The sequence below is a fragment of the Myxacorys almedinensis A genome (assembly GCF_010091945.1).
Classification (GTDB): Bacteria; Cyanobacteriota; Cyanobacteriia; order Leptolyngbyales; family Leptolyngbyaceae; genus Myxacorys; species Myxacorys almedinensis.
The window spans coordinates 75,265-97,478 of record NZ_WVIE01000002.1 but is presented as its reverse complement, the minus strand read 5'-3'; the positions used below and the strand labels follow the sequence as shown (position 1 = coordinate 97,478).

Below are 22,214 nucleotides of genomic sequence, written 5' to 3'. Positions count from 1 at the left end.
GTGTTTAGCTTAACGAACATTACTCCTTAACATTCTGCAATTACTGCGTTGCTTAATCTGTAGCATTTCTAAAAATTACTACGAGCAGCAGGGTTCAACGCTCCGCTTTCAACGTCTTGGTTTAAGCAGAAAATCAGCAGTGCTTGATTAGAATCATTATTAGGATAAGAACTAAAGCAGAGATTTATGAGTCTAGTGTTTAGTCTTTAAACTCTCTTGATGTCAAAAGTGAGTTTTAATATCTTTATTTTTTATATTCAATGCTTACCCACTGAGGTAGATGTTTGATATTCCTGTTTCGCCTAAATTAGGCGATGCTTAGGCACCAGATTGCATCGTCTACCTGTACAGGTTGTTACGACTCACATAGTAGCCCACGGGATTACGCTGGACTTAGTTCTATAGAACACACTGCCTCGAAATACACTAATACGCCTAATACTCAGGGTTGATGATCATTTTCGTATAAGTTGCCTTGCGATCGCTGTGGCTTTAGTACAGAGAGAATTTTGCTCCTAACTGACTCTAGAGTGAATCGCCCCGTTATTGAAAGAGTTTTCAACAATGAGCAAAACGCTTTTCTTGGTCACCCCGGTGTTATTACGTAACGTCAATGGACGGCTAGGATTGGATGAACAAACCTGCGAAGGCTTGATTCGCTGGGCTGAAAATTTTGAGCAGATCACCTTTGCTTGTATGGTGCTGCCAGAACATGTTAGACAGGTAAACTCTGAGACGTGGAGAGCGATCGATGATTTACCCTGCCGCGATCGCATCGAGTTTCTCCTTTTACCTTATGCCTATCGGCTTCCAGATTTTCTCCGAACCTATCGACAGACTCAGCAAATCCTCAGATCTAAAATTCATGAATCTCAGTATCTTTGCTTTCATCTTTGCGTGTTGATAGGAGATTGGGGAGGCATTGCGTGCTTGGAAGCTATGCAATTGAATCGCCCTTACGCCGTTTGGACAGACCGAGTTGAGTACGAGGTTATCTGGCGAACCCTCAGCAACCAGCGCCTTAAGCGTCGTTTAAAAGAATTGTTGACGCTGCCCATTATGAAACTCTACTTGAAATATTTAATTCAACGGAGCCGATTGGGCTTGTTTCAGGGGCAAGAATGCTATGAAGAGTTTTCTCAGTTTTCCCGGAATGCGCATTGTGTCTACGACGTTCATACTCAAAAGGAAGATCAAATCGACCTCTGCATGCTAAGAACTAAGATTGATCAATTAGTTCGGGGGCAACCGCTCAAGATTGCTTATGTTGGGCGAGCCGCGGAGATGAAGGGAGCGATCGATTGGGTTCGAGTGATTCATCACATCTGTGAAGCAGGGGTAAGGGTAGAAGCAACCTGGTTAGGGGATGGGGAGTTGTTACCTCAAATGAAACAGCTTGCCGAGGATTTGGGGATCTGCGATCGCATTCGGTTTGAAGGATTTGTAGGCGATCGCCAAAAAATTTTAGAAACCTTACGCCAACAGCATCTCTTTGTGTTTTGTCACAAAACCCCAGAATCGCCCCGATGCCTTGTCGAAGCGCTAGTGTCAGGCTGCCCCATTGTCGGCTACGACAGTCCTTATCCTAAAGGACTGGTGGCAAACCACGGTGGAGGGCAATTCTCGCCCGTAGATGACGACACTGCGTTGGCGAACCTGATTGTTCAATTAGATGCTGACCGTCCAAAACTGTGCTACTTAATTCAAGAAGCAGCGCGAACAGGACGAGCCTTTGATGAAGAAACTGTGTTTCACCATCGCACTAGCTTGATTAAGGAACATCTCCCTGCTAAACCTGGATCAGTAGTATCTACAATTTCTTACTCCCGCTAAAGAAAACTTCAGTAGTCTTTCAGATGAACAAATCGTACTGCGGGACTAAAGACTTGAAAGCGCTTACCTTAGTTATTAGTTAAAGGAGCGTTTAGCGTTCCTCTGTGAAATCACAAAACGTGTGCCGTGAAAAAGCTACTTGGATTCGCTGAAACCTGCTTTGTTGTTCTGGGATTTACCTTCTTTACGGGCGGTCTTGCGCTCGGCGGGACTGAAGATGGAGCAACAGGCATTATCCCAACCGCGATCGTAACGGCGATTCGATATTTCATTTGGCTCGTATCTAGCCTATTGATTGTGGTGCATTGGAGAAAAGCACTCTTTACCGCCAGCCGCGATTGGATCATCTGGGCAGTGCTGGCGCTGACCCTTGTCTCCTTTGCTTGGTCAGACTTTCCAGAATTGGTGTTTTGGAATGGGCGGGAAGTTTTGCAGATGATTTCCTTTGCACTCTATTTTGCAACTCGCTTTACCTTGCGTGAACAAGTGCGTCTCCTGGCTCTGTCGCTTGTCTTGGGTGGGCTTGTAAGCGCGCTTCTGGCGATCGGTCTACCTGGGATCGGAAAGCATGGCGCAGACCACCCTGGAGCCTGGAAAGGCATTTACGACTATAAAAACACGTTCGGAAGCATGATGGTTTTAGGAGTGACCACTCTATTTCTGATGCCGACCGAACGCCGCATTGAACAGGTCTTTAAACGGTTTGGTTTAGCCCTGTGTACAGCACTGATCCTGCTGACAACCTCTAAGACGTCTCTGGTGCTTCTGTTTGTCATGCTCGGCATCTTGATGTTCTACCAACGGTTTCGCTGGCAGGGTAAGTTTTCTGTTATTTTGCTCAATCTCGGTGTTCTCGCCGTGGGGTGCGTGGTCACCCTACTGTCGAGTACGTGGGTAGATATCGTTAAAGGGCTGGGAAGAGACCCAACATTGAGTGGACGAACTTACATTTGGCAAGTTGTGAATATCCACTTTTGGGAAAGACCCTGGTTTGGCTTTGGGCGCAGTGCGTTTTGGTCGGCAGAAAGCCGATTTCCAAGAACAGCAGCGCTATTTTTCGGGGATAGGTATGTTCCACCCCATGCCCACAACGGGTTTATGGATACAGCACTAGATATTGGACTGATCGGGCTTGGGTTGTTTCTCATTAGCTTTATCGCAGCGTATGTCTGTGCTTTACGGAGGGCTTATGCAGCAGAGCATTCTGAGGAATTGTTTCCCTTGGCATTTCTGACGTTCCTAGCACTCAACAACATGACCGAGAGTTACTTACTTCGATTGTGTAACGTGTATCTTGTATTGTTCATTGCGATGACGCTAACCCTCAGACGACGATGGGAATCGAATGAAGAAGAAAGTTTTGAGGAAAGTCCGCAAATGACAGGATACGGAAATCTGCGGGTAAGGAGAGACCAAAATTAGGCAGTGCTGTACTTGGGTAAGCACTCCTCAGTATGCCCTTGCTCTAGCCCTCTCTCCTTTGGAGAGAGGGCATCCGATTATCTATTTCAGCAACGCCCCTGAGTTGTTTGTCAAGGCTGAAATGGTGGGTGAATGGGTGCATATAAACATCTTCATCTACCCCTCAACTTAAAGTTGATAATCTACCAGGAATAAACACCGAGATCGTCAGAATTCTAACTTTAGCTTTTTGAACATATAGGAGTTTCGGCATCATAGAAGATCTGTCGAGCAGTTGTTCCTACTGTGACTCAGCCCTGCCAGATTGAATAAAAATAATCTGAATGATTAAATCAAATCTGCATTTCTAGCTCGTCCGAACCAGGCTGAAAAACTGGCTCAGGGCGAACTGCTTCCACCTTCCCCTCAATTGCCTGCTTGAGAATCTGATGAAGCCGCGCAACTTCGTGATGAATATTAAAGTCTTGCTCTACTTTTTCCCGTCCTGCCTTACCGAAGCGCGATCGCAAATCTGCATCCGCTGCCAATGCCACAATGCGATCGCGCAGTGATTCTACATCCCCTGGGGGCACAAGATACCCGCTCACTTTATCTTCTACGAGTTCTCCAACGCCTGCAATTTGAGTTGCGATTACAGGCACTCCGGCAGCCATCGCCTCCATCAACACCACCGGAACCCCTTCTGCAAAGCTTGACATCACAAATATGTCTGTTTGCTGTATCTGCTGCCGAACATTAGTTTGAGATTGATATCCGACAAAGTTGACTTGGGCGCTCAGTCCTAGCTCGTGAGCCGTTTGCTCTAGTTGAGCACGATCAGGACCGTCGCCTACAACCGTTAGCTTTAAATCAGGACGAGAAGATTTCAATTGCGCCAAACTTTCCAGCAGAATCGGCAACCCCTTGACTGCGGCGAGGCGTCCTACATAAAGCAGCTTTTTCCCTGTACCGGTATGAGAGGTAACCTTAAAAAGAGACGGATCAATGCCGCAATGGATGATGTGCATCCGGTTCCACTTTTCAGCAGAGGCAAAAATCATGCCTTGACTACGGCAATAGTGGCTAATACAACACACAAACAGCGATCGCTGGATTTTCTCGTGTAGCCGCCACTGGTACGGCTCAAAAAAAATGTACGGACCGTGCAGCGTAAAGCTGTAGGTAAACCCGCCCAGTGCTGCCGCAATCATCGCAACCGTTCCGCTAGACGTTGCTAAATGATTGTGCAAATGCTGAATCTGCTGACGTTGAATTTGCTTGGCAAGAATCCCTGCTTCGAGAAAGTAGAACAGTTGGTAAAGCAGCCCTTTAAGACCGGGTTGCCGGGTAGACCAGGCGAGACCTAGCGATCGTAAATATCTACCAGGTGAACTCAGAAATAGCATGAGATGGGCGATAACCAGTTGTAAAAGGTTGGGCGGCAGAAGGTAGGAGGTGCGATCGCGCTCTGCGGTTTGCTCCTCTCCCACCATGTGCTCATCTCCCGGTCGCCTCACCGCAAAGGTAAATACCTCAATGCCTAGTTTCCTCAGCCCAGCCACTTCTCGTTGAATAAAGGTATCTGTTGCTCTAGGGTATTCACCCGTTAGGTAGGCAATCCGCATGGTGATTCTAGGAGTGAAGTTATATAAAGTTGAAATTAAGCAGAGACAGGACTAGCTTGAGGAGATACTGCGAGGAGATCAGCATCACTGCTGCTTCGCTCAAAAGCATCGTCTAGAGAGTACTTCGGCGTCCATCCCAAAATCTCTTTAGCATGAGCATTTGTGTACTGCAATGGTTTGAATCGCGCTTGAAGCTTTGCAGGAACAAAAATCCCTGGAAACTTTGCCTGCCCTTTTAGAATAATTTTGTTGTAGTACCATAACACCCAGGTCAAGGAATTCATCAACGCCCAGTTCACTGGAATGAGCTTGGCTGGAACGGTCATTCGCTTCAGCAGCTTTTTTGCAAACTCTCGCTGGGTGGGAAGGTTATCATCAACTACATTGAGAGTCTGCGCGATCGCTGCCTCTTTCTCCGACGCCAGCACGATCGCTGTCGCACAGTTCTCAACGTAGGTTATGGGCATGGTTGCCCGTGCTCCAATCCGTAACCACAAAGTATCTGTTAATTCCGCACCCAGACAGGCATTCCACAGATAGTCTCGCCCATACACCATCCCCGGACGAATAATTGTGACCAGAGCCTGATGAGTGTTCTCGAATTCTCGAACAAGCTGCTCTTGGATTAGTTTTGTTTGAGCATACTCATCTCGCTCTAGCGGGTTAGACTCGATCGGAGCATCCTCAGTCACGAGCGTATTATTCTCCATCTTCACATAGTCATATACCGAAAACGTGCTAATTGCTACGAGCCGCAATACCTTCGCTTCTACCATGGCTCTCAAGAGGTTCTCTGTCGCTATCACCGTTCCAGCAAACTGAGTATAAAAATCTCCGGCTTTCGCTGCCGCTAAGTGAATCACTGCATCCACTCCCTCAATGGCGCTTGTCAAGCCCTCTTGGCATCGCAGATCCACACGAGCAAACTCAACAGATGGATGATCATGCCAAGTGTAGCGAGTCACATCGCCCGACGGACGCACCACTGCCCGCACCTGATGCCCACGCCGCAACGCTTCTACAACAACATACTGACCTAAAAATCCTGATGCGCCTGTAATCAGTAACTTCATACTCGGTTGCCCTCTGCCAACAATGCTTCCACTAATCGACTCGTGTGATCCATATCCTCAAACGTGATGGGAGGCGGATTGCCGTTTTGCAACGCTGTATACGTTTCATCTAGAAGGCGCTGTAGCCCTTCATAGGGAGTTCGCTGCATGATCTTGCGGCTAAAGTTTCCAACGCTTGCTTTCACTAAATTAGAGCCGTTGATGTAATGGTTTACCAGGGGAGAAAGCTGCTTTCCTGCTTTGCGAGGCACAACGCACCGCAAGTAGGGTTGAAATAGATCCGTCTGAGCATAGCCTCTCGATCCTCGCACAATCACATCAAAGCACTCTGGCAAGGTGTGAGCGCTAAATCGAATTCGAGCATGTTTTGAACCCCCAATTAAAACAGCGTCGAGATCATCATATTTAAACAAAGTACCGCCGCCATGATTGCTCCAAGCGGCGCTAATCCGCTCAAATTCCACAGGTAAGAATCGCAGGGTCAAATAAACTAGATGCGTAATAACATCATGAATTACCCCCGCCGGGAGCTTATGAACCGGATTTGGGATGTTCTCATCGGCAAATGCTCCGCCGCTCCGAACGTTAAGCGCCATCCGAACCTCCACTTCCTGAACCTCGCCCAGCGTTCCGTCTGTCACGAACTTTTCAATTGCTAAGATTGGCTCGTTGTAACGGTAGTTATGGTCTTCGATGAGGTAGCGATCGCACTTCTGCGCGATTGCCCACAATTCTCTAAACTCCTCGTGGGTTGGGGTGAGCGGTTTCTCACAAATCACATGCGCCCCAGCCTCCAGACAATCTTTTGCAATCCATTTGTGAGTGTGTGGCGGTGTCAAGATATGCACCACATCAGGCTTTACTTCAGTTAACATTTGTCGATAGTCAGCAAATGTTGCCTGTGCCTGATAACGCTGTGCCGCATACTGAGCCGATATCTTAGAAAGATCACAAACTGCCACTAGCTGCGATCTCGCTGATGTATTGAGAAAGCTCAAGTGTTCTTTGGAGATTACCCCCGTTCCAATCACCGCAGCCCTTAATGCCATTGCCATGCAAGCTCCTTCGTCATCTATCCAACAGTAGACCACTGCAATCAACATCAATGCTGCCGCCTCTGAACCTCTTGAGAGCCTCTTGGCTAGAAAATAGCACCATTATGAGATGTATTGAGAGTCTGATAATTTTTGAATCTTACAGTTGCTTCTACTTTATACTCAATCACCGTCGGCTGTTGACCACACCGCTTCTTGAGCCAGTGGGTTAGTTGCCTGACTAGTTTCAGGTAGTTTTTCGCAAACACAAATACTACCCTACAGCTAAGTGTGTGTTGGAACATCTCTACGGAGTAGGAGAAGTCTATAAATTTTGAAGATTAGGAGACGATAGCTGAACAACAGCAATAGACCTAGCCCAGACATGAACTAAGCAAGACCAATACCCATGCGAGATCATCCTAGAACCTAAACCCAGCATTACGATTTTCATGCACCCCGTAAAATAGACAGGTTCAAGTTGATAGCAGGAACGCCGCGCTGGGTAAGCTGTTTAAACTCCACACTGTAAATGCGCTAAATCAGCAATGGAGAACTGCTCGCGAGATCAGTTTATACAGTAACTGCCATAAAGGTTAGGACGGTGTGCAGGGGTAAAACCCCGGGCTGTGGGCGAAGCCCCCTCTATTTCAATGCCCTAAATTCACCTGACAACAGCCATAAAAGCTTGTAGACAGCGAACCACCAGATGCTTACCTCGATCGCAACAATGCTAGTATTCCTCACAAGTCTGAACTTTAGGAAACCAAAGTTCAACGCTCTTTGAACGCAAAGAAAATAGGAATATTTGCCGCTCAACTTATGCTAGAAGAATGCCACTTCATGGAAATTAGATTTTGGGCGTTGCTGAATGCAAGTATGATTTGCTCTTGTCCCCAAGGAGAAGAGTTGGGGACAAGGGAGCTAAAATTCTTGTTCCCTCTCCCAAAAGGACAGGGCTAGGGAGAGGGCAGATCTGCGATTCATACTCAGATTCAGCAACGCGCCAGATTTTGAAATGCTTTGCTGGTTCTAACCCATGAATTAGGTAGGCAATCTTAGCTCAAGGCGACACTGCTTTGATCCAAAAACTTCCGATCATCAACGTTCTCAAGGACAGGAGATTTATACTCAATAATAGTTGCCGGTTGACCTTGCCAACGAACAAACCAGTATCTGAGTTGCCCGATCGCTTGCGGTATTTTTGATAAAACACAGAAAGATGCATAAAGCCAAGCATGATCTCGATGATCTCCTTGACTCTGCCGATACTGATACACGCGCAAGATTAGGTAGGGGTAACCAACCAAAAGAGTAACGCTTAAGCCACAAGTTAGCCAAGCTAAACTAATAGCTGCGATCGGAACAGCAATTCCCCATAACCAACCACTCATATTTTCTCGCACCATATATCGCTCTGGTGACCTACCATACATAGCGGCTCCCTCTGCAACTGCCCACCCACCCCGGATCGAGCGTTTCCACCACTGTCCAAACCGCGTCATTGCCATATCATGGATTGCCATATCCGCCGCAATTCGCCGGATTTTCCAACCCCGTCGGCGCAAACGAATACACATCTCCGGTTCTTCACCGCAAATCAGAGCAGTATTATATCCATCAATTTCTTTAAGAGCGCTAATACGCATCATGGCTATGCCGCCACAAAAATCGGCTTCCCCGACAGGCGTGTTCCACTCCATATCAGCTAATCGATTGTAGACAGACGCCTCCGGAAAGCGCTCATGCAAGCGACCACAGACCACAGCAAGATTTCCACATCTGCTGAGAACCTGACTCGCCCTATCTAGCCAGCCCTCTATCAATTCGCAATCCCCATCTATAAATTGAACGTAGTTAAGGGTGCTGAAATGCTGTGTGAGAAAGCTAAGCCCTGTATTTCGTCCTCGCGCCATTGTGAAGGGAATTGACATATCCAAGTTAATGACATGGACATTTATTGACTTAGCAAACGCGACGCTACCATCCGTGGAACCAGAGTCTACATAAACAATGGGTGTATCATCTGAAACTTGATTAATAATCGATTTCAAACAACGGACTAAACGCGCGCCCTCATTGCGCCCGATCACGACAATTCCAATGTTGCTCATAACTAGTATGAAGTGTTGTGTCTAAAAGAGTCTAAGATTCACCCTGCTCTCAAATAATGCAGCTTTATCAAGTTAGGAAAGCCCTATTGGTAAGCACTTCAGGGCATTCAATAGAAAGATAATGCCAAGTAGCTTCTTGTGGATTTTGCATCATAAGCTACATCCACTGAAGCATTTCAATAGCTACCAAGCTATGCCTTAGCAAAAAAGTTGCAGATTAATTCACAATAAGAAGGGTTGTATAAAGTTTTGCTTTGATGTTGCGGATTTGAACCGTAAAGGCTCTGTCAAAGCAGTTATACTCTAGCTAGGGATAAAGTTGACAAATGCTGATCTTGCTACTTTTGTCCTAATAGATGGCTTTTGCCAAATTGCTCAAAACTTAGCTTCAACTCAATTCGCTCATTAGGTGTATATCACCCTGGCAAAGCTAGTTTTTCGATTTTTTATTGAATTGTTTTCAACAATGATTCTGAATCACTCTGAATCACAGGCAGCGATAATACTTAGCCTATCTGTAAGTTTTACAGCTTCTACCTCAGGTTTCGCCAGTGATCTCTAGATAGCAAAGCGGACAAGCCTTTCTCATGTTAAAGCGCCAAGCGATCATAGAACCTGTAAGATTTAGCTCTTAAAGATCTGACCTTTTTACAGACTCAATATTAGAATTTCAGCAATTTCCTCATAGCTTAAGTGAAGATTTAGTGAAGTAGCTAGGGATTTAAGTTGACTTACTCCGTTGACCCACTTAAATTACGTACGGAGCGGTTCTGATACAGAAGGAAGTTAGGCGTTTTCTCTGAGTCTTTCAGAGATGCGTCACCTGAGCAGTTTCTAACTGTGAGCGTTTTCCCAAAAGTACTAGCATTTCCGATTTGGTATCTGAAGTGAGCCGCCGTAGAGCATTTTGGGTAGTGGCAATGCGACAAGTTCATCTCTTGAATATCGGTGTTCACAATATCGCGATGATCGAGTTGCTAGAGAAGCTACGGCTCGGTGGAACTGTTTTCACTCCAAACGTAGATCATTTAGTAAAGCTTCAGCACGATCTGGAGTTTTATAAAGCCTATCAAAGTGCTGACTACATGGTGTGCGACAGTAAAGTTTTGATGTACGCAGCGAGGTTCCTGAGAACACCTATTCAAGAAAAAATCTCTGGTTCAGATCTGTTTCCGGCTTTCTATATGCGCTATAGGAGCGACCCGAGCGTAAGGATTTTCTTGCTCGGCTCTGCCCCTGGCATTGCAGAGCGAGCAAGGCAAAAAATCAACGCCAAATCAGGTCGAAATATTGTTGTAGCTGCCCATTCGCCCTCTTTTGGCTTTGAAAATAGTGAAGAGGAGTGCAAGAAAATTGTTGACTTGATTAATGCTTCTGGAGCAACTGTTTTGGCGATCGGGGTGGGTGCGCCAAAGCAAGAGCTCTGGTTGATGCAGTATCAAGAGCAGATGCCCAATGTCGCAACCTTTTTGGCGATCGGAGCAACGATCGATTTTGAAGCAGGCAATGTTAGGCGTGCCCCTCGCTGGATGAGTGAAGTCGGTTTAGAGTGGCTTTACCGGGTTGTCTGTGAACCTCGACGGCTTTGGAAACGGTATCTCGTTCATGATTTACCGTTCTTTTGGCTGATTTTACAGCAAAAGTTGAATCTGTATCGCGATCCTTGGGCTTCCGAACCGCCTTCCTTTCGACCTCAAGAGCCGCAATCTTTTATGAAGCGATTGGGGCATCAAACAAAAAGATTTCTTAAACGTCCGTACGATGCTCTATGTAGATCCTTCAAAATCGTGGCATAGTTGGAGCTAATCTATTGCTCTCTGAATTTAGGTTTAGGTAAAACGCTGCTATGGGAGCAGTTGCCAGGTTTTTATCAACCCAGATTAAGTTTATTTAACCAATTTTCAGTTTCTCGTTTTTTTCAACTTTTGTGTGTTCCGATGCAATGCACCCCCCGTTCCTGAAACCCCTAACGTATAGGTAAGCGATACAATTATGGAGACCAAGCGCTATTCCGAAGAGCTAGATCTTCAAAACTACTGGCTGGTGTTAAAGCGCCGTTGGCTAGTTACTTCTAGCGTTCTTGCAGCAACGGTTGGACTCGTGGCGTTGGCGACGTCAATGCAGAGACCCAACTATCAAGCGAGTGGACAAGTCCTAGTTCAGTCAAGCCGAACCACTTCCCTAACAGGCGTAGGTGAGAAGATTGGCGACCTAGCGTCTCTCAAGCGCGAGGGCAATCCCTTGGACACTCAGGCGGTTGTAGTTCAGTCGTATCCAATTTTGCAGCAGGTGATCGATTCGCTGCAACTGAAGGATAACCGAGGACGCCTTCTCAACCCAGAGGATCTAAAGCTTAAGGTTGAGCCGGTGACTGGCACAGATGTTTTGAGGATCGCCTACACAGACAAAGATCCGGAAAGAGCCGCTGCTGTGGTTAACCAGGTAATAAAAGCTTACATTAACAATAATGTTGAAGAAAACCAGCAGGAAGCAGTAGCGGCTGGTGAATATATTGACAGACAGTTACCAAGAGCAGAAGCAGAGTTAGAGCAAGCTTCGGAAGGTTTACGCCAGTTTAGAACTCAGAATCAGATTGTTGATCTTGATAGAGAGTCATCTGCTGCTGTAACAACGATTAGCGGGTTACAAGACCAATTAAATCAAGCTCGAACCCAATTGGCGGACATTGGCACCCAAGAAGCGGCGATTCAACGTCAGTTTGGGGTTAATGCAGCCCAAGCGGTAGATATTGCATCCCTCAGCCAAAACGCAGGAGTTCAGGAGGTTTTAGCTGAATACCAGCGTGTTCAAACCAGGTTAGCTGTGGAGAGAACTCGCTTTCAAGGGAAGCATCCCGCGATCGCGTCTTTGGAAGATCAAGAAGGGCAGTTGACGGGGTTATTGCAAGAGCGAGTTGCACAAGCGATGGGAACAGATGCACCTATTAGCGTGGGCAATTTACAGATGGGTGATGTCAAGCGTCAGTTGGCAGGAGACTTTGTTCAACTTCAGGTGCAACGGCTAGGGTTGGAGCGCAAAATTGGGACACTTACAGCCTTAGAGTCTGGGTATCGCCAAAGAGCTATTGCTTTGCCCACCCTTGATAAGGGAGAGGGTGACTTGGAGCGACGCTTGACTCTTGCCCAAAGAGCTTATGAAAGTCTATCTGATCGCTTACAAGAAATTGAGGTTGCCAAAACGCAAAGGGTAGGCAATGCTCGCATCATTCAGCCTGCGGATGCCCCGACTAAGCCAGCTAGCTCCTTACGCCTCTTATTCTTGGCAGGAGGTGGACTGGTTGGTCTGCTGTTAGGAATAGCAGCTGCCTTCTTTGTCGATATGATCGATCGATCGCTTAAGACGGTTAAGGAAGCTGAAGCCTTATATGGTTATACCATGTTGGGCTTGATCCCCAAGTTTGAGACAAGCGATACGCCCACGGCGGTGTCTGCCAGCGTTGATGGCGTCTCCTCTAGAGTTATCGCGATGACTTCCCCACGCTCGATGATTCACGAAGCCTATCAGATGCTGCAGGCGAACCTGAAGTTTATCAGCTTAGACAAAAAAGTCAAAACGATCGTTGTCAGTAGCGCAGTTCCCCGTGAAGGTAAGTCAGAGGTAGCCGCGAATCTCGCAGCCATCATGGCACAATCTGGGCGACGGGTACTCCTTGTTGATGCCGATATGCGAAATCCTTCGCAACATCATCTTTGGGGGTTGGTAAACACGATTGGATTAAGTAATGTCGTTGTTGATCAGAGCGAGTTAAGGCATGCCGTGAAGCCCATTACCAGTAACCTCTCTGTTCTGACAGCAGGAGTAATGCCGCCTAATCCTCTTGCGTTGATTGACTCGGAGGCAATGACAGCCCTTCTGGAAGCCGTAGCCAAAGATTATGATTATGTTTTGTTTGATACACCACCATTAGCAGGTACTGCTGATGCTGCGGTGCTAGGCAAAATGTCAGATGGTGTTTTGGTTGTTGTTCGCCCGGGCGTTGCGGATTCTGCAAGCGCGACGGCTGCAAAATCAATTCTTGCACGGTCTGAGCCAAACATTCTTGGGCTTGTGGCAAATGGAGTCAACATGAAGCATGAGCCTGACAGCTACTTCTATTACACCAGCCCTCGTGAACAGATGTCTGAAAAGGGAGAGTCCCTCCGGATGCCAAAGTCTCTTTCACCTCGTTAGTGAGGCTAGACGACTCTAGCAACGGTGGGCTTAGGGGGGCGATCTTGCTGCACTCGGTCAGCGATCGCTTTTCCGTATCTTTCCCCATAAAGTACTGTGGAGTACTTAAAATGCTGTGGAGTATTGGATTAGGCAGAGACTAATAGACGAATCTCAAGTGAAACTTGCCGCTTAAGCTTAACGGTTGATTCAGGCTTAAGGTTTGCAACGTGACCGATTTTGTAGATGTATGTTGTCTGCTCCAGATCTAGCCGGGAACTGGGGCTGGAGCTTGAGGTAGCAACTAATGCTGATGAGCCAGTTGATAGGTTTTTGTGTCCACTTTTTTATACTAGTTAGCACACTAAGCTTTTCAGTTTTAAGCAGTTTTCTGCTGCTTGAATGTCTGGCTGCTTTGCTGCCTGCGTCGAGGCAAATTGTTGAGACCTCTTACCCGCATCGAATTGCGGTTTTAGTGCCTGCTCACAATGAGGAAGTTTGCTTGAGTGTGACATTAGCGGATGTGTTGCCTCAGCTTAGAGCGCAGGATCGCTTAATTGTTATTGCTGATAATTGCACTGATGCGACCGCAGAGGTTGCCCGTCAGGTTGGGGCTAGTGTAATTGAGCGCCATAACTTAACACTGATAGGAAAGGGGTACGCCTTGGACTATGGTTTGCACCATTTAATGTCTGATCCACCAGATGTTGTGATGTTAATTGATGCAGATTGCCGTGTGCAACCAGATACCATCGATTGCTTAACCCGGGTTGCGATCGCGACGGGTCGTCCGGCGCAAGCTACGTACCTAATGGCAAAGCCTACCGTTTCAAGCCCTAAGGATGCTGTGTCAGCTTTTGCTTTCACTGTGAAGAATCTGGTGCGTCCCTTAGGACTGTCTCGGCTAAAGCTGCCTTGTTTGCTCACCGGAACAGGAATGGCGTTTCCATGGGAGGTGATTCGCTCTGTCAGTTTGGCAAATGGGCATCTCGTTGAAGATATGAAGCTGAGCTTAGATTTAACGATCGCAGGACATGCTCCTATCTACTGCCCCGAAGCTCTCGTAATTGGCAATCTTCCGCAGCATGAGCGAGCCGCCCGTGGTCAACGCACCCGATGGGAACATGGGCATCTTCAAGCGATTAGAATGTATGTCCCATTGCTTGTAAAAGCAGGAATTGAAAAGCAGCGACCTGAAGCATTTTCCCTTGCTTTGGAGTTATGCATTCCTCCTTTATCCCTATTTGTGATGGGCTGGCTTGGGCTAGCGATGGTTGCTTTGGCATGGGGAGCTATGTCTGGATTGTGGACGGCGGCAGGGCTAATGGCGATGGCAGGCGGCTGTCTCAGCACAGCTATTTTGATGGCATGGGCAAAGTTTGGGCGGGCAGATTTGCCATTGGGCGATCTCCTGACAGTTCCATTTTATCTTCTTTGGAAAATTCCAATCTACCTTAAATTCTTGGTGCAACCTCAGAGAGACTGGGTTCGTACGGAGCGTGACCCGGCGGTGGTTTCAAATGGTCAGGGGGTTGTAGAACTGGTAGATGAGTGATGTTTTTTAAGACATAATGACTTGTAATCTGTGACCAGATCAGGGAACTAAATCTCTGGCAAACGAGTCGCAACGCTTTGGGCAACCTACTTGGGAACAGAAGTAAAGCTCGTATACTGAGCTTAGCAATTTCAGGTTAGGATTTTTTCCTACTGTTAAATGTTTTTAAGCCTCGAAGCTGTTGTGATAGGACGGTTATTGTGAAGCGGCAAGTATTAACGTCAAAAATAAGTAAGCTCCTTTCCGTGACGACTTTTTTTCGCAACCTGATTGCGATCGCTATTCCGGTTGGAACGTGCAGTGCGATCGCGCTTACCCTTCCGGCTCCAGGATATGCAGCAGAACGGCTCACCTTAAAGTTAGGTCCGTTTCAGCAGTCGATTCAGGTGGCTGATTTGGAAACCTACGCTAGAACAGGAAAAGTTCCTTCCGCATTACAGCTTTACGCACCATTTTTGACCTCAGAGTTTCGCAAAGCCCTCACCAACCGCTTGGAACTCGATCCAAAAATTAGCACTCAAGTCGTAGAGGAACTGCTGCGATCGACGGCTGGCAAACGGGTTTTGGATTCGATTCGAGCAGCGGCACCGGATTTGAGCCTAGAAACCTTGCAAGCTGGGTTTTGGCTGGCGGCTCGTCAGTTAAATGGGTTGGATGCGATCGGGGTACTTAAAGCTATTCCCCAGGAGACAATTACGGTCGATGTCACCCAAGCTGTTGGTATAGCGTCTCAGCTAAATTTTTCGTACTGGAAAAGTCAAGCCATTAGTTCACTGCTTGAAAAGAATCTGCTCGCTAGTAGTTCAGCGTTTCGCGCACCATTTGATCCGGCGGCTCCTGGATCAGAATTTGTTCAGCAGCAACAATTTGTGTTTGAAGATAGTGCGCGAAACCGCCGTTTGCCCATTGATTTGTACTGGAGTTCTACCACGCAAGCTCCCCTAGTGGTAATTACACCCGGATTTGAGGCAAACCGAAAGTTTTTGGCTTACCTGGCTCGGCACTTGGCATCTCACGGGTTTACGGTTGCCGCGATCGAGCATCCTTTGATTGCTCAAAATGGCTCTATCGTATCTTTTGACCCAGAACGACTAATATCAGCCGAGGAGTTTGTCGAGCGCCCAAAAGATGTAAGTTTCTTGCTAGATGAACTTGCTAAACTCAATCAGTCGGCGGGTCTCCGAGGCAAGCTCAATACGCAGCACGTTACGGTTGTGGGGCATTCGTTGGGGGGGTATGGCGCGTTGGCATTAGCCGGAGCAGAGTTGCGATTGGATGAATTACGAGAATTTTGTCGGACCAGTGGGGTATTTCAGCGGGTTCCTGCTGATTGGTTGCAATGTGCTGCGACCCAGCTTCCCGATCGGCGACTTAGCTTGAGAGATCAACGGGTAAAGCAAGCGATCGCGCTCAATCCTGCGATCGGGCAGATCTTTGGAAAGTCGGGGCTTCAGCAAGTTGCAACCCCGACGCTGATTTTAACCAGCACGGAGGATGCCCTTGCTCCTGCGTTTAGCCAGCAACTTCAGCCTTTCTTGCAGCTTCCAACCCCCAAATATTTGATCACATCGATCGGGGCAACTCATCTCAGCGTGAGTGATCCAGTCCATTTCAGCATTGCAAGAGCCAAGGGAACGCTGACGAAAGAGCGCCAGGGGCAAGCCGTTGAGCCGCTACGCCAACTGTTGCAGGGAGTCAGCTTGGCATTTGTTGCCCAAGGAACGCCTAATGCAAGCCTATATCAACCGTTTTTGACCTCTAGCTACGCCCAATCGCTCTCAACACCGGCTTTACCGTTGCGCTTAAATACTGAGTTGCCTAGTAATTTGACCCGTTGGTTGAGTTTGGTGACGTTATTCTAAGACACAGCACAAAAACGGCGAGGGGGAATGTTTTCTCCTCACCGTTCGTTGTTAAGCTATGAATCAATTTCTAAGCTAGGTTGCGGCTAATCAAAGGTTAATCAAATTAACAACTATTTAGCTTAGTTAGCCACGCCTGCTGGGAAACGGACATCGCTCGGTGGCTGCTCTCCATCAGGTTGAACGGCTTGCCCTTCGATGAAGGAGCGCAACATCCACGCCATTTCTTCGTGTTGCTCCATTAGCCCAGTGAGGAAGTCTGCCGTTCCCTCGTCGTGAAAATTTTCAGAACACTGATCAACGTGTTCGCGCAAAGAGCGGATAACTTGCTCATGGTCTTGGACGAGATTCGACACCATTTTTTGAGCGACGGGTACGGCTCCGGTGTGCTCACTGATAGAAGCATATTTCAAAAAGTCTTCCGCAGTCCCGATCGGGAAGTTGCCCAAGGCTCGAACGCGCTCAGCGATCGCATCAATCGTTTCATTGAGGATCGTGTACTGCTCTTCCCAAATTTGGTGCAGGGAGCGGAATTCAGGTCCAGTTACATCCCAGTGATACTTTTTCGTTTTAATCAGTAACAGGTTTACGTCTGCTAGGTCGCGGTTGAGCAATTCGCATACGCCCTGACGTTGTTCGTCTGTCAGACCAATATTTAGTTTACGCATTACAATCATTCTCCAGCGCAGTTTTCCTTATCTAGTTCACCAAATTTGCACAGAGGCAGCATCAATCAAAGGGGAGAAGGATGCAGCTTTGTATTTTGACTCTAAGGATAGATATAAAGAAAAAAGACCTGAAATTTAGGCGAGCCTATAGCTGGAGTCACCTTATAAAATGTGTTCTGTTAAACCTAGGATGCCTAGAAATGCTACCACTGCTAGTAGTACAAGCTGTCTTAAACAGTAAAAATGTATAATGATGATTGATAAATTGAGCAAAAAGAGTGCAGAGGCAGATTTATTTTGAATTAGTAAAATAATGATATCGAAATATATTAATCAACGCTATTCAAAAACGATAGAAACAAAATTGTAGTCTTGAAGAATATGGTTCAAATCATGAAATGTAATGGTTTGGCGTATGGATAGTCTAATTGCGATCGCATCTAAAATCAGCATGACCTAAACTCTTTCTTGCTGACTCTTTAAAGTGAGTTGGTTAGTTCGTAGGACTCACCTTGGTGCGATATAACAGGCGATCTCCCTGCTTGTATCCTGCGTACCGAACCCGCACCAAATCCCCAGCATTGGCTGTGCCTCCCATCAACTGATGGTAGTGAGGATCGTATGGAATTTCAGTTCCGACGATCGCCGTTGCCTCGATTTCCCACTGCTGAAGCAACTGTTCAATCGGACGAACCAACGGCAGTAGTTTCACCGCAGGTGCTTGAGGATTTTGCTGCGCGGCGTAGGCGGCGGCTGACCATTGCAAAAGCCAAGGTTCTAGCGTTTGCAGCGCCGATTGCTGAAATTCTTTCCAAAGCTCTTCTTTTTGATGCTCAAGCCGATTTTGTAGGCGTTGATACTCGTGTTGTAGCTGAGCGATCTCGGATGTAATTGACGATGAATTGGGTTCTATCAATGGTTGGCGGCTGAACATGGGTAGGAGATCTGCGATCGCAACTCCCAACGTTTCGCCCAACTTAACCAGACTTTCCAGCCGCATCTGCCCAATTTGCCCCGATCGCAGATACCTTACCTGCGTTTGCGACACCTGCGCCTGCTGGCTCAACTGCCTAAACGATGAAATACCCCTCTCCTGCATAAGCCGCCGGAGTTGAGGGGTATAGTCATGGGTCGTCGGTGGGTTCATTAAAACAAGCGGAAAAGAGTACGTTTTCCTTTTACCCTTTTCCGCGCAGGATTCCTACTCTTCCAACAAACTTCTCAACATCCACGCTGTCTTCTCGTGAATCTGTAGCCGTTGGGTCAGCAGGTCTGCCGTTGGTTCATCGCTGGCAGAGTCTGCGATCGGAAACACCGACCGGGCAGTGCGAGCAACAGCTTCTTGCCCAGCCACCAACAGACGAATCATGTCTTCCGCTTTAGGAACGCCCGGAGTCTCTTCGATAGAACTTAGTTTCGCGTACTCGCTGTAGGTTGCGGGAGCCGGAAAGCCGAGGGAGCGAATCCGCTCTGCGATCAAATCTACCGCGATCGCTAACTCAGTGTACTGAGTTTCAAACATCAGATGCAGCGTTTGAAACATTGGTCCAGTTACATTCCAGTGAAAATTGTGCGTTTTCAGGTATAACGTGTAGGTATCTGCTAAAAGACGGGACAACCCTCCAGCAATTTCTTTGCGCTTTGATTCTTCAATCCCAATATCAATTTTAGTGACTTGAGCAACCATTATTCTCTCCTTGTAGGGTATGTAGTAACTATTCGAGAAATAGTACACTGATTAAAACTAAAGTATCTGAAAGCAGGGCAGGCTTAAACTTGGCGATCGGCACATAGGCAAACCCTTACGCTAAATGCCGTTGAAGCACAGATTTGGGAGCGCGCCGCACACGGCACAAGATCGTCTCCTGCCCTAACCGACTGCACGCTTCGTAGCGGTGGCATCCAGAAAAGCCGTAGTACTCACCGTCTACTTCTAGCACATCGATCGGCTCTTGCAATCCAACCTCAGCGATCGAGTCCATCAAGGCGGCAACTTTTGCCTGATCATTCTGTCTATACAGAGGACGACGAATCTGTTTGATGGGAATCTCTTGTACTTTGACCATGTTTTTGAATCGAATGTCTTTGGATCAAATTTCGTCTTACCTCTAAATCATACTCATTATGACTACGACCTGCAAGTTTTTTGGACGCAATTTTGAATGCTCTACTCGGTTGTTTCTAGAGTAAGATCACCTCCACGGAGGTTGCCAGTGTAGCTAGCATCAAATTTAGCAAATTGGCATCTTTCTGAACTCTCCGGAGACGTGCCAAGGCGTAGGAAAAAGTCATCAGAACGGTGCAGTCGCTGCGCTGTCGCTCAATGACAATCAGGCACAGATTTTCCTTATATTGACTCTTACGGATCGATTCTTACCCTTTTTTTGCCCTTTCTGAAAATAGCGAGGCTTGACTCCCTTGGTTTGGACAACTACCCGCGTTCATCTTTTTTCTGGTGTTGTTCTCGCGGTTCCTGCGGGGTTGTGTGTTGCGCTGGTCGCCGGACTGATCGAAATTGCAACTCAGCCCCTTAAAGCCACTGCCCAGCAAGACGTGCCGCTACAAATCGGCATTGTGCAACGGTTTGGTGAAAAGCAGAAGGACACCTTGCTGCTTAAGGCAGCATCTGGCGATCGCGTGACGGTGCGATTTGCTGCCAACGGCAAACCCGAAACCGTGAGCGCCCCTGATTTAAAGTTGGAAATTGCCAATCAGCCGATTCCGCAACCCGAACTTTATGAACGGGTTGTGTTTAGCACGCATCGTAGCTTTGAAACGGCAGAAGCGCAGGCTCAACAGTGGAAAGCGCAGGGTATTGATGTTGAACTGGCGCAGCCCAATCGCTGGGAGGTGTGGGCAAAACGCAGCACGTATAACACGCCACTGCTGCGCCGTTTGTTGATCCAAAGCCTGGAAGCCAAGGGCATTAAAAATGTGCGGCTCGACAGCCGGGTGCTGACTTCCACCCCCCGCGTTAGCTGGGTGCTCAATGGTCGCCGCTATGCCACCGATCGGCTCGACATCTCGACGGGTAAGGGTATCATGTTTGTCGATCGCGAGCGAGATGATGTGCCCAACCGCCTCTATGGGGGGGCGTTCCGCATTCAGCCCAATGCCTATGGAAACTATTCTTTGGTTAACGTTGTTGCATTAGAAACTTACTTGCGAGGCGTTGTTCCAAATGAAATTGGTGGATGGGCGGCTCAACCCGTTCTCGAAGCGCAAGCGATTCTTGCTCGCACCTATGTTTTGAGAAACTTGCGCCGCTTTGTAGCGGACGATTATCAGCTTTGTGCCACGACGCAATGCCAGGTTTACTATGGCTTGGGAACAGCCGTAGAAGCGACCGATCGCGCGATCGCAGCGACTCGTGGCTTAGTGCTGACGTACCAAAACGAATTGGTAGATGCTCTCTATTCTTCAACTAGCGGCGGCGTCACAGCAGCGTTTAACGACATTTGGAGCGGCTGGGATCGCCCGTATCTGACTGCCGTCATCGATTCCACCAATCCGGTTTGGAATCTGGGCGATCGCAGCTTGGCAGACGAAAAAAACTTCCGTGCCTTCATGGCTCAGAAGACAGGCTTTAACGAAGACAAAGCCGAGTTGTTTCGCTGGAGATATGCCAACAGCCTAGAGCAACTCAATCAAGAGCTACGGGAGTATCTCAAGAGTGTGAAGCATCCGTTGGCTAGCTTCAAGACGATTCGGAATATTCAGGTGACGCAGCGATCTGTAGGAGGGCGCATTTTGAAAGCCGCGATCGCGACCGATGCAGGCGCGATCGTGCTAGAGAAAGACGATATCTTAAACGTGTTCTCTAAGCCTGCCAGCACTCTCTTTTATGTAGAGCCAATGGTGGATCAAAATCGTGCCTTGAAGGGTTTTGCCTTTGTTGGGGGTGGCTTTGGTCATGGCGTGGGGCTAAGCCAAATGGGAACCTATCGCCTAGGGGCGGCAGGCTGGTCAAGCCCGCAGATTCTGAACTTCTATTTTCCGGGCACGCAGTTACAGCCGATCAATCAGTCCATCACGCTGTGGAAAGATCGCTCGACTAGTGAGGCGCAAACGTCGCAAAATCAGTGATGGTGAGGAGGGTACGGTGCTACGGCTTGAGCCGCCCAAACAATTCTTTCACATGTTCCCAAGCATCCGTCGCTGCGATCGCACTGTAGCCATCGCGGCGATCGCAGAAGAAACCATGCCCCGCAGGATAGCGAAAGATTTGATGGCGAATGCCGTGAGTGTGCAGAGCGTCTTCAATTTGATCGATCTGCTCTTCTGGAATCAGGGGATCTTGAGTCCCAAAAAATCCGTAAACTGTTCCTTTAATGTCGGGTGTCCGAATAATGGTTGGTACGCCGCCTCCAGGGGTCATCACCGGAATGCCAGCCCCGTAAAAACAGGCGGTTGCCGTGATCTCTGGTAAGGTGGCGGCGAGATAAGCCACATGTCCGCCAAAACAAAACCCGATGACGCCGATCTCAGCTTGCTCAACCGAAGGCAACATTCTGAGATGGGCAATGGTGCTTTGAATATCGCTCAACAATTCATCGGCTTTGGTCTGGTCTTTGTGGAAACGTCCAAGTTCTAACTCTTCCTCGCTATAGCCGACCTCAAATTTGGGGGCAGTTCGTTGATAAATGGCGGGTGCGATCGCAACATATCCCTCTTTGGCAATGCGCTCGGTCACGTCTCGGATATGAGCATTGACGCCATACACCTCTTGAATCACTACGATCGCAGGGTAAGACCCGGTTGCGATCGGTTCAGCCAGATAGGCATCAAGCCAGAGAGAACCGTTGAAAATTTTAGTAGAAGTGGTACGAATTTCAACCATTAAATTTCAACCATTAAATTTCAACCATTAAATTTCAAC

General features: G+C 47.7%; 16 protein-coding genes. 7 read left to right on the top strand and 9 right to left on the bottom strand.

The features are described 5' to 3' along the window. Nucleotides 1-564 precede the first annotated feature (564 nt). Together GS601_RS02000 and GS601_RS23720 are read left to right on the top strand one after the other, a co-directional pair. Nucleotides 565-1,833: a glycosyltransferase gene (locus GS601_RS02000; RefSeq protein WP_162421588.1), complete on the top strand. Its 1,269-nt coding sequence runs from the start codon at nucleotides 565-567 to the stop codon at nucleotides 1,831-1,833. Nucleotides 1,834-1,959: 126 nt separating this feature from the next. Beyond that, entirely contained in the window at nucleotides 1,960-3,255 is a 1,296-nt protein-coding gene (locus GS601_RS23720) for an O-antigen ligase family protein (protein ID WP_162421587.1), read from the top strand. A gap of 332 nt (nucleotides 3,256-3,587) precedes the next feature. Here the strand turns inward: GS601_RS23720 and GS601_RS01990 are convergent, their stop codons facing one another. From GS601_RS01990 to GS601_RS01975, 4 genes are all read right to left on the bottom strand, one after another. Continuing rightward, a complete protein-coding gene (locus tag GS601_RS01990; protein ID WP_162421586.1) occupies nucleotides 3,588-4,859 on the bottom strand; it encodes a glycosyltransferase family 4 protein in 1,272 nt (423 codons plus the stop codon). 35 nt (nucleotides 4,860-4,894) lie between these two features. Then, a complete protein-coding gene (locus tag GS601_RS01985; RefSeq protein WP_162421585.1) occupies nucleotides 4,895-5,932 on the bottom strand; it encodes an NAD-dependent epimerase/dehydratase family protein in 1,038 nt (345 codons plus the stop codon). Next, nucleotides 5,929-7,035 (bottom strand): Gfo/Idh/MocA family protein, encoded by a 1,107-nt coding sequence (locus GS601_RS01980; protein ID WP_238392901.1) that lies wholly within the window; start codon nucleotides 7,033-7,035, stop codon nucleotides 5,929-5,931. Before GS601_RS01980 ends, GS601_RS01985 begins: the two co-directional genes overlap by 4 nt. 989 nt (nucleotides 7,036-8,024) lie before the next feature. Continuing rightward, nucleotides 8,025-9,080, bottom strand: a complete 1,056-nt coding sequence (locus GS601_RS01975) for a glycosyltransferase family 2 protein (RefSeq protein ID WP_162421583.1) — start codon at nucleotides 9,078-9,080, stop codon at nucleotides 8,025-8,027. A 920-nt stretch (nucleotides 9,081-10,000) separates the two neighbouring features. Between GS601_RS01975 and GS601_RS01970 the strand changes: the two genes are divergently transcribed. From GS601_RS01970 to GS601_RS01955, 4 genes are all read left to right on the top strand, one after another. Beyond that, the gene (locus GS601_RS01970) at nucleotides 10,001-10,876 is read left to right on the top strand and encodes a WecB/TagA/CpsF family glycosyltransferase (protein ID WP_162421582.1); all 876 of its coding nucleotides are present in this window, start codon (nucleotides 10,001-10,003) and stop codon (nucleotides 10,874-10,876) included. 196 nt (nucleotides 10,877-11,072) lie between these two features. Further along, complete coding sequence (locus GS601_RS01965; protein ID WP_162421581.1) at nucleotides 11,073-13,271, top strand: GumC family protein; 2,199 nt, start codon at nucleotides 11,073-11,075, stop codon at nucleotides 13,269-13,271. A gap of 286 nt (nucleotides 13,272-13,557) precedes the next feature. Next, entirely contained in the window at nucleotides 13,558-14,805 is a 1,248-nt protein-coding gene (locus tag GS601_RS01960) for a glycosyltransferase (protein WP_162421580.1), read from the top strand. A gap of 245 nt (nucleotides 14,806-15,050) precedes the next feature. Then, complete coding sequence (locus tag GS601_RS01955) at nucleotides 15,051-16,667, top strand: alpha/beta hydrolase (protein ID WP_338016935.1); 1,617 nt, start codon at nucleotides 15,051-15,053, stop codon at nucleotides 16,665-16,667. A 122-nt stretch (nucleotides 16,668-16,789) separates the two neighbouring features. On the opposite strand, the gene GS601_RS01950 is transcribed toward GS601_RS01955, so the two are convergent. From GS601_RS01950 to GS601_RS01935, 4 genes are all read right to left on the bottom strand, one after another. Next, entirely contained in the window at nucleotides 16,790-17,335 is a 546-nt protein-coding gene (locus GS601_RS01950; RefSeq protein WP_162421579.1) for a Dps family protein, read from the bottom strand. Between the two features lie 493 nt (nucleotides 17,336-17,828). After that, entirely contained in the window at nucleotides 17,829-18,482 is a 654-nt protein-coding gene (locus GS601_RS01945) for a helix-turn-helix domain-containing protein (protein ID WP_162421578.1), read from the bottom strand. 54 nt (nucleotides 18,483-18,536) lie between these two features. After that, nucleotides 18,537-19,022 carry a Dps family protein gene (locus GS601_RS01940; protein WP_162421577.1) on the bottom strand — a complete coding sequence of 162 codons (486 nt, stop codon included), beginning with the start codon at nucleotides 19,020-19,022 and terminating at the stop codon, nucleotides 18,537-18,539. Nucleotides 19,023-19,137: 115 nt separating this feature from the next. Further along, entirely contained in the window at nucleotides 19,138-19,401 is a 264-nt protein-coding gene (locus tag GS601_RS01935; RefSeq protein WP_162421576.1) for a ParB N-terminal domain-containing protein, read from the bottom strand. 352 nt (nucleotides 19,402-19,753) lie between these two features. Between GS601_RS01935 and GS601_RS01930 the strand changes: the two genes are divergently transcribed. Then, nucleotides 19,754-21,421 carry a SpoIID/LytB domain-containing protein gene (locus tag GS601_RS01930; RefSeq protein ID WP_238392899.1) on the top strand — a complete coding sequence of 556 codons (1,668 nt, stop codon included), beginning with the start codon at nucleotides 19,754-19,756 and terminating at the stop codon, nucleotides 21,419-21,421. 19 nt (nucleotides 21,422-21,440) lie between these two features. Here GS601_RS01930 and GS601_RS01925 read toward each other — a convergent pair whose 3' ends face one another. Further along, nucleotides 21,441-22,175 (bottom strand): dienelactone hydrolase family protein, encoded by a 735-nt coding sequence (locus GS601_RS01925; RefSeq protein ID WP_162421575.1) that lies wholly within the window; start codon nucleotides 22,173-22,175, stop codon nucleotides 21,441-21,443. Nucleotides 22,176-22,214: the final 39 nt, after the last annotated feature.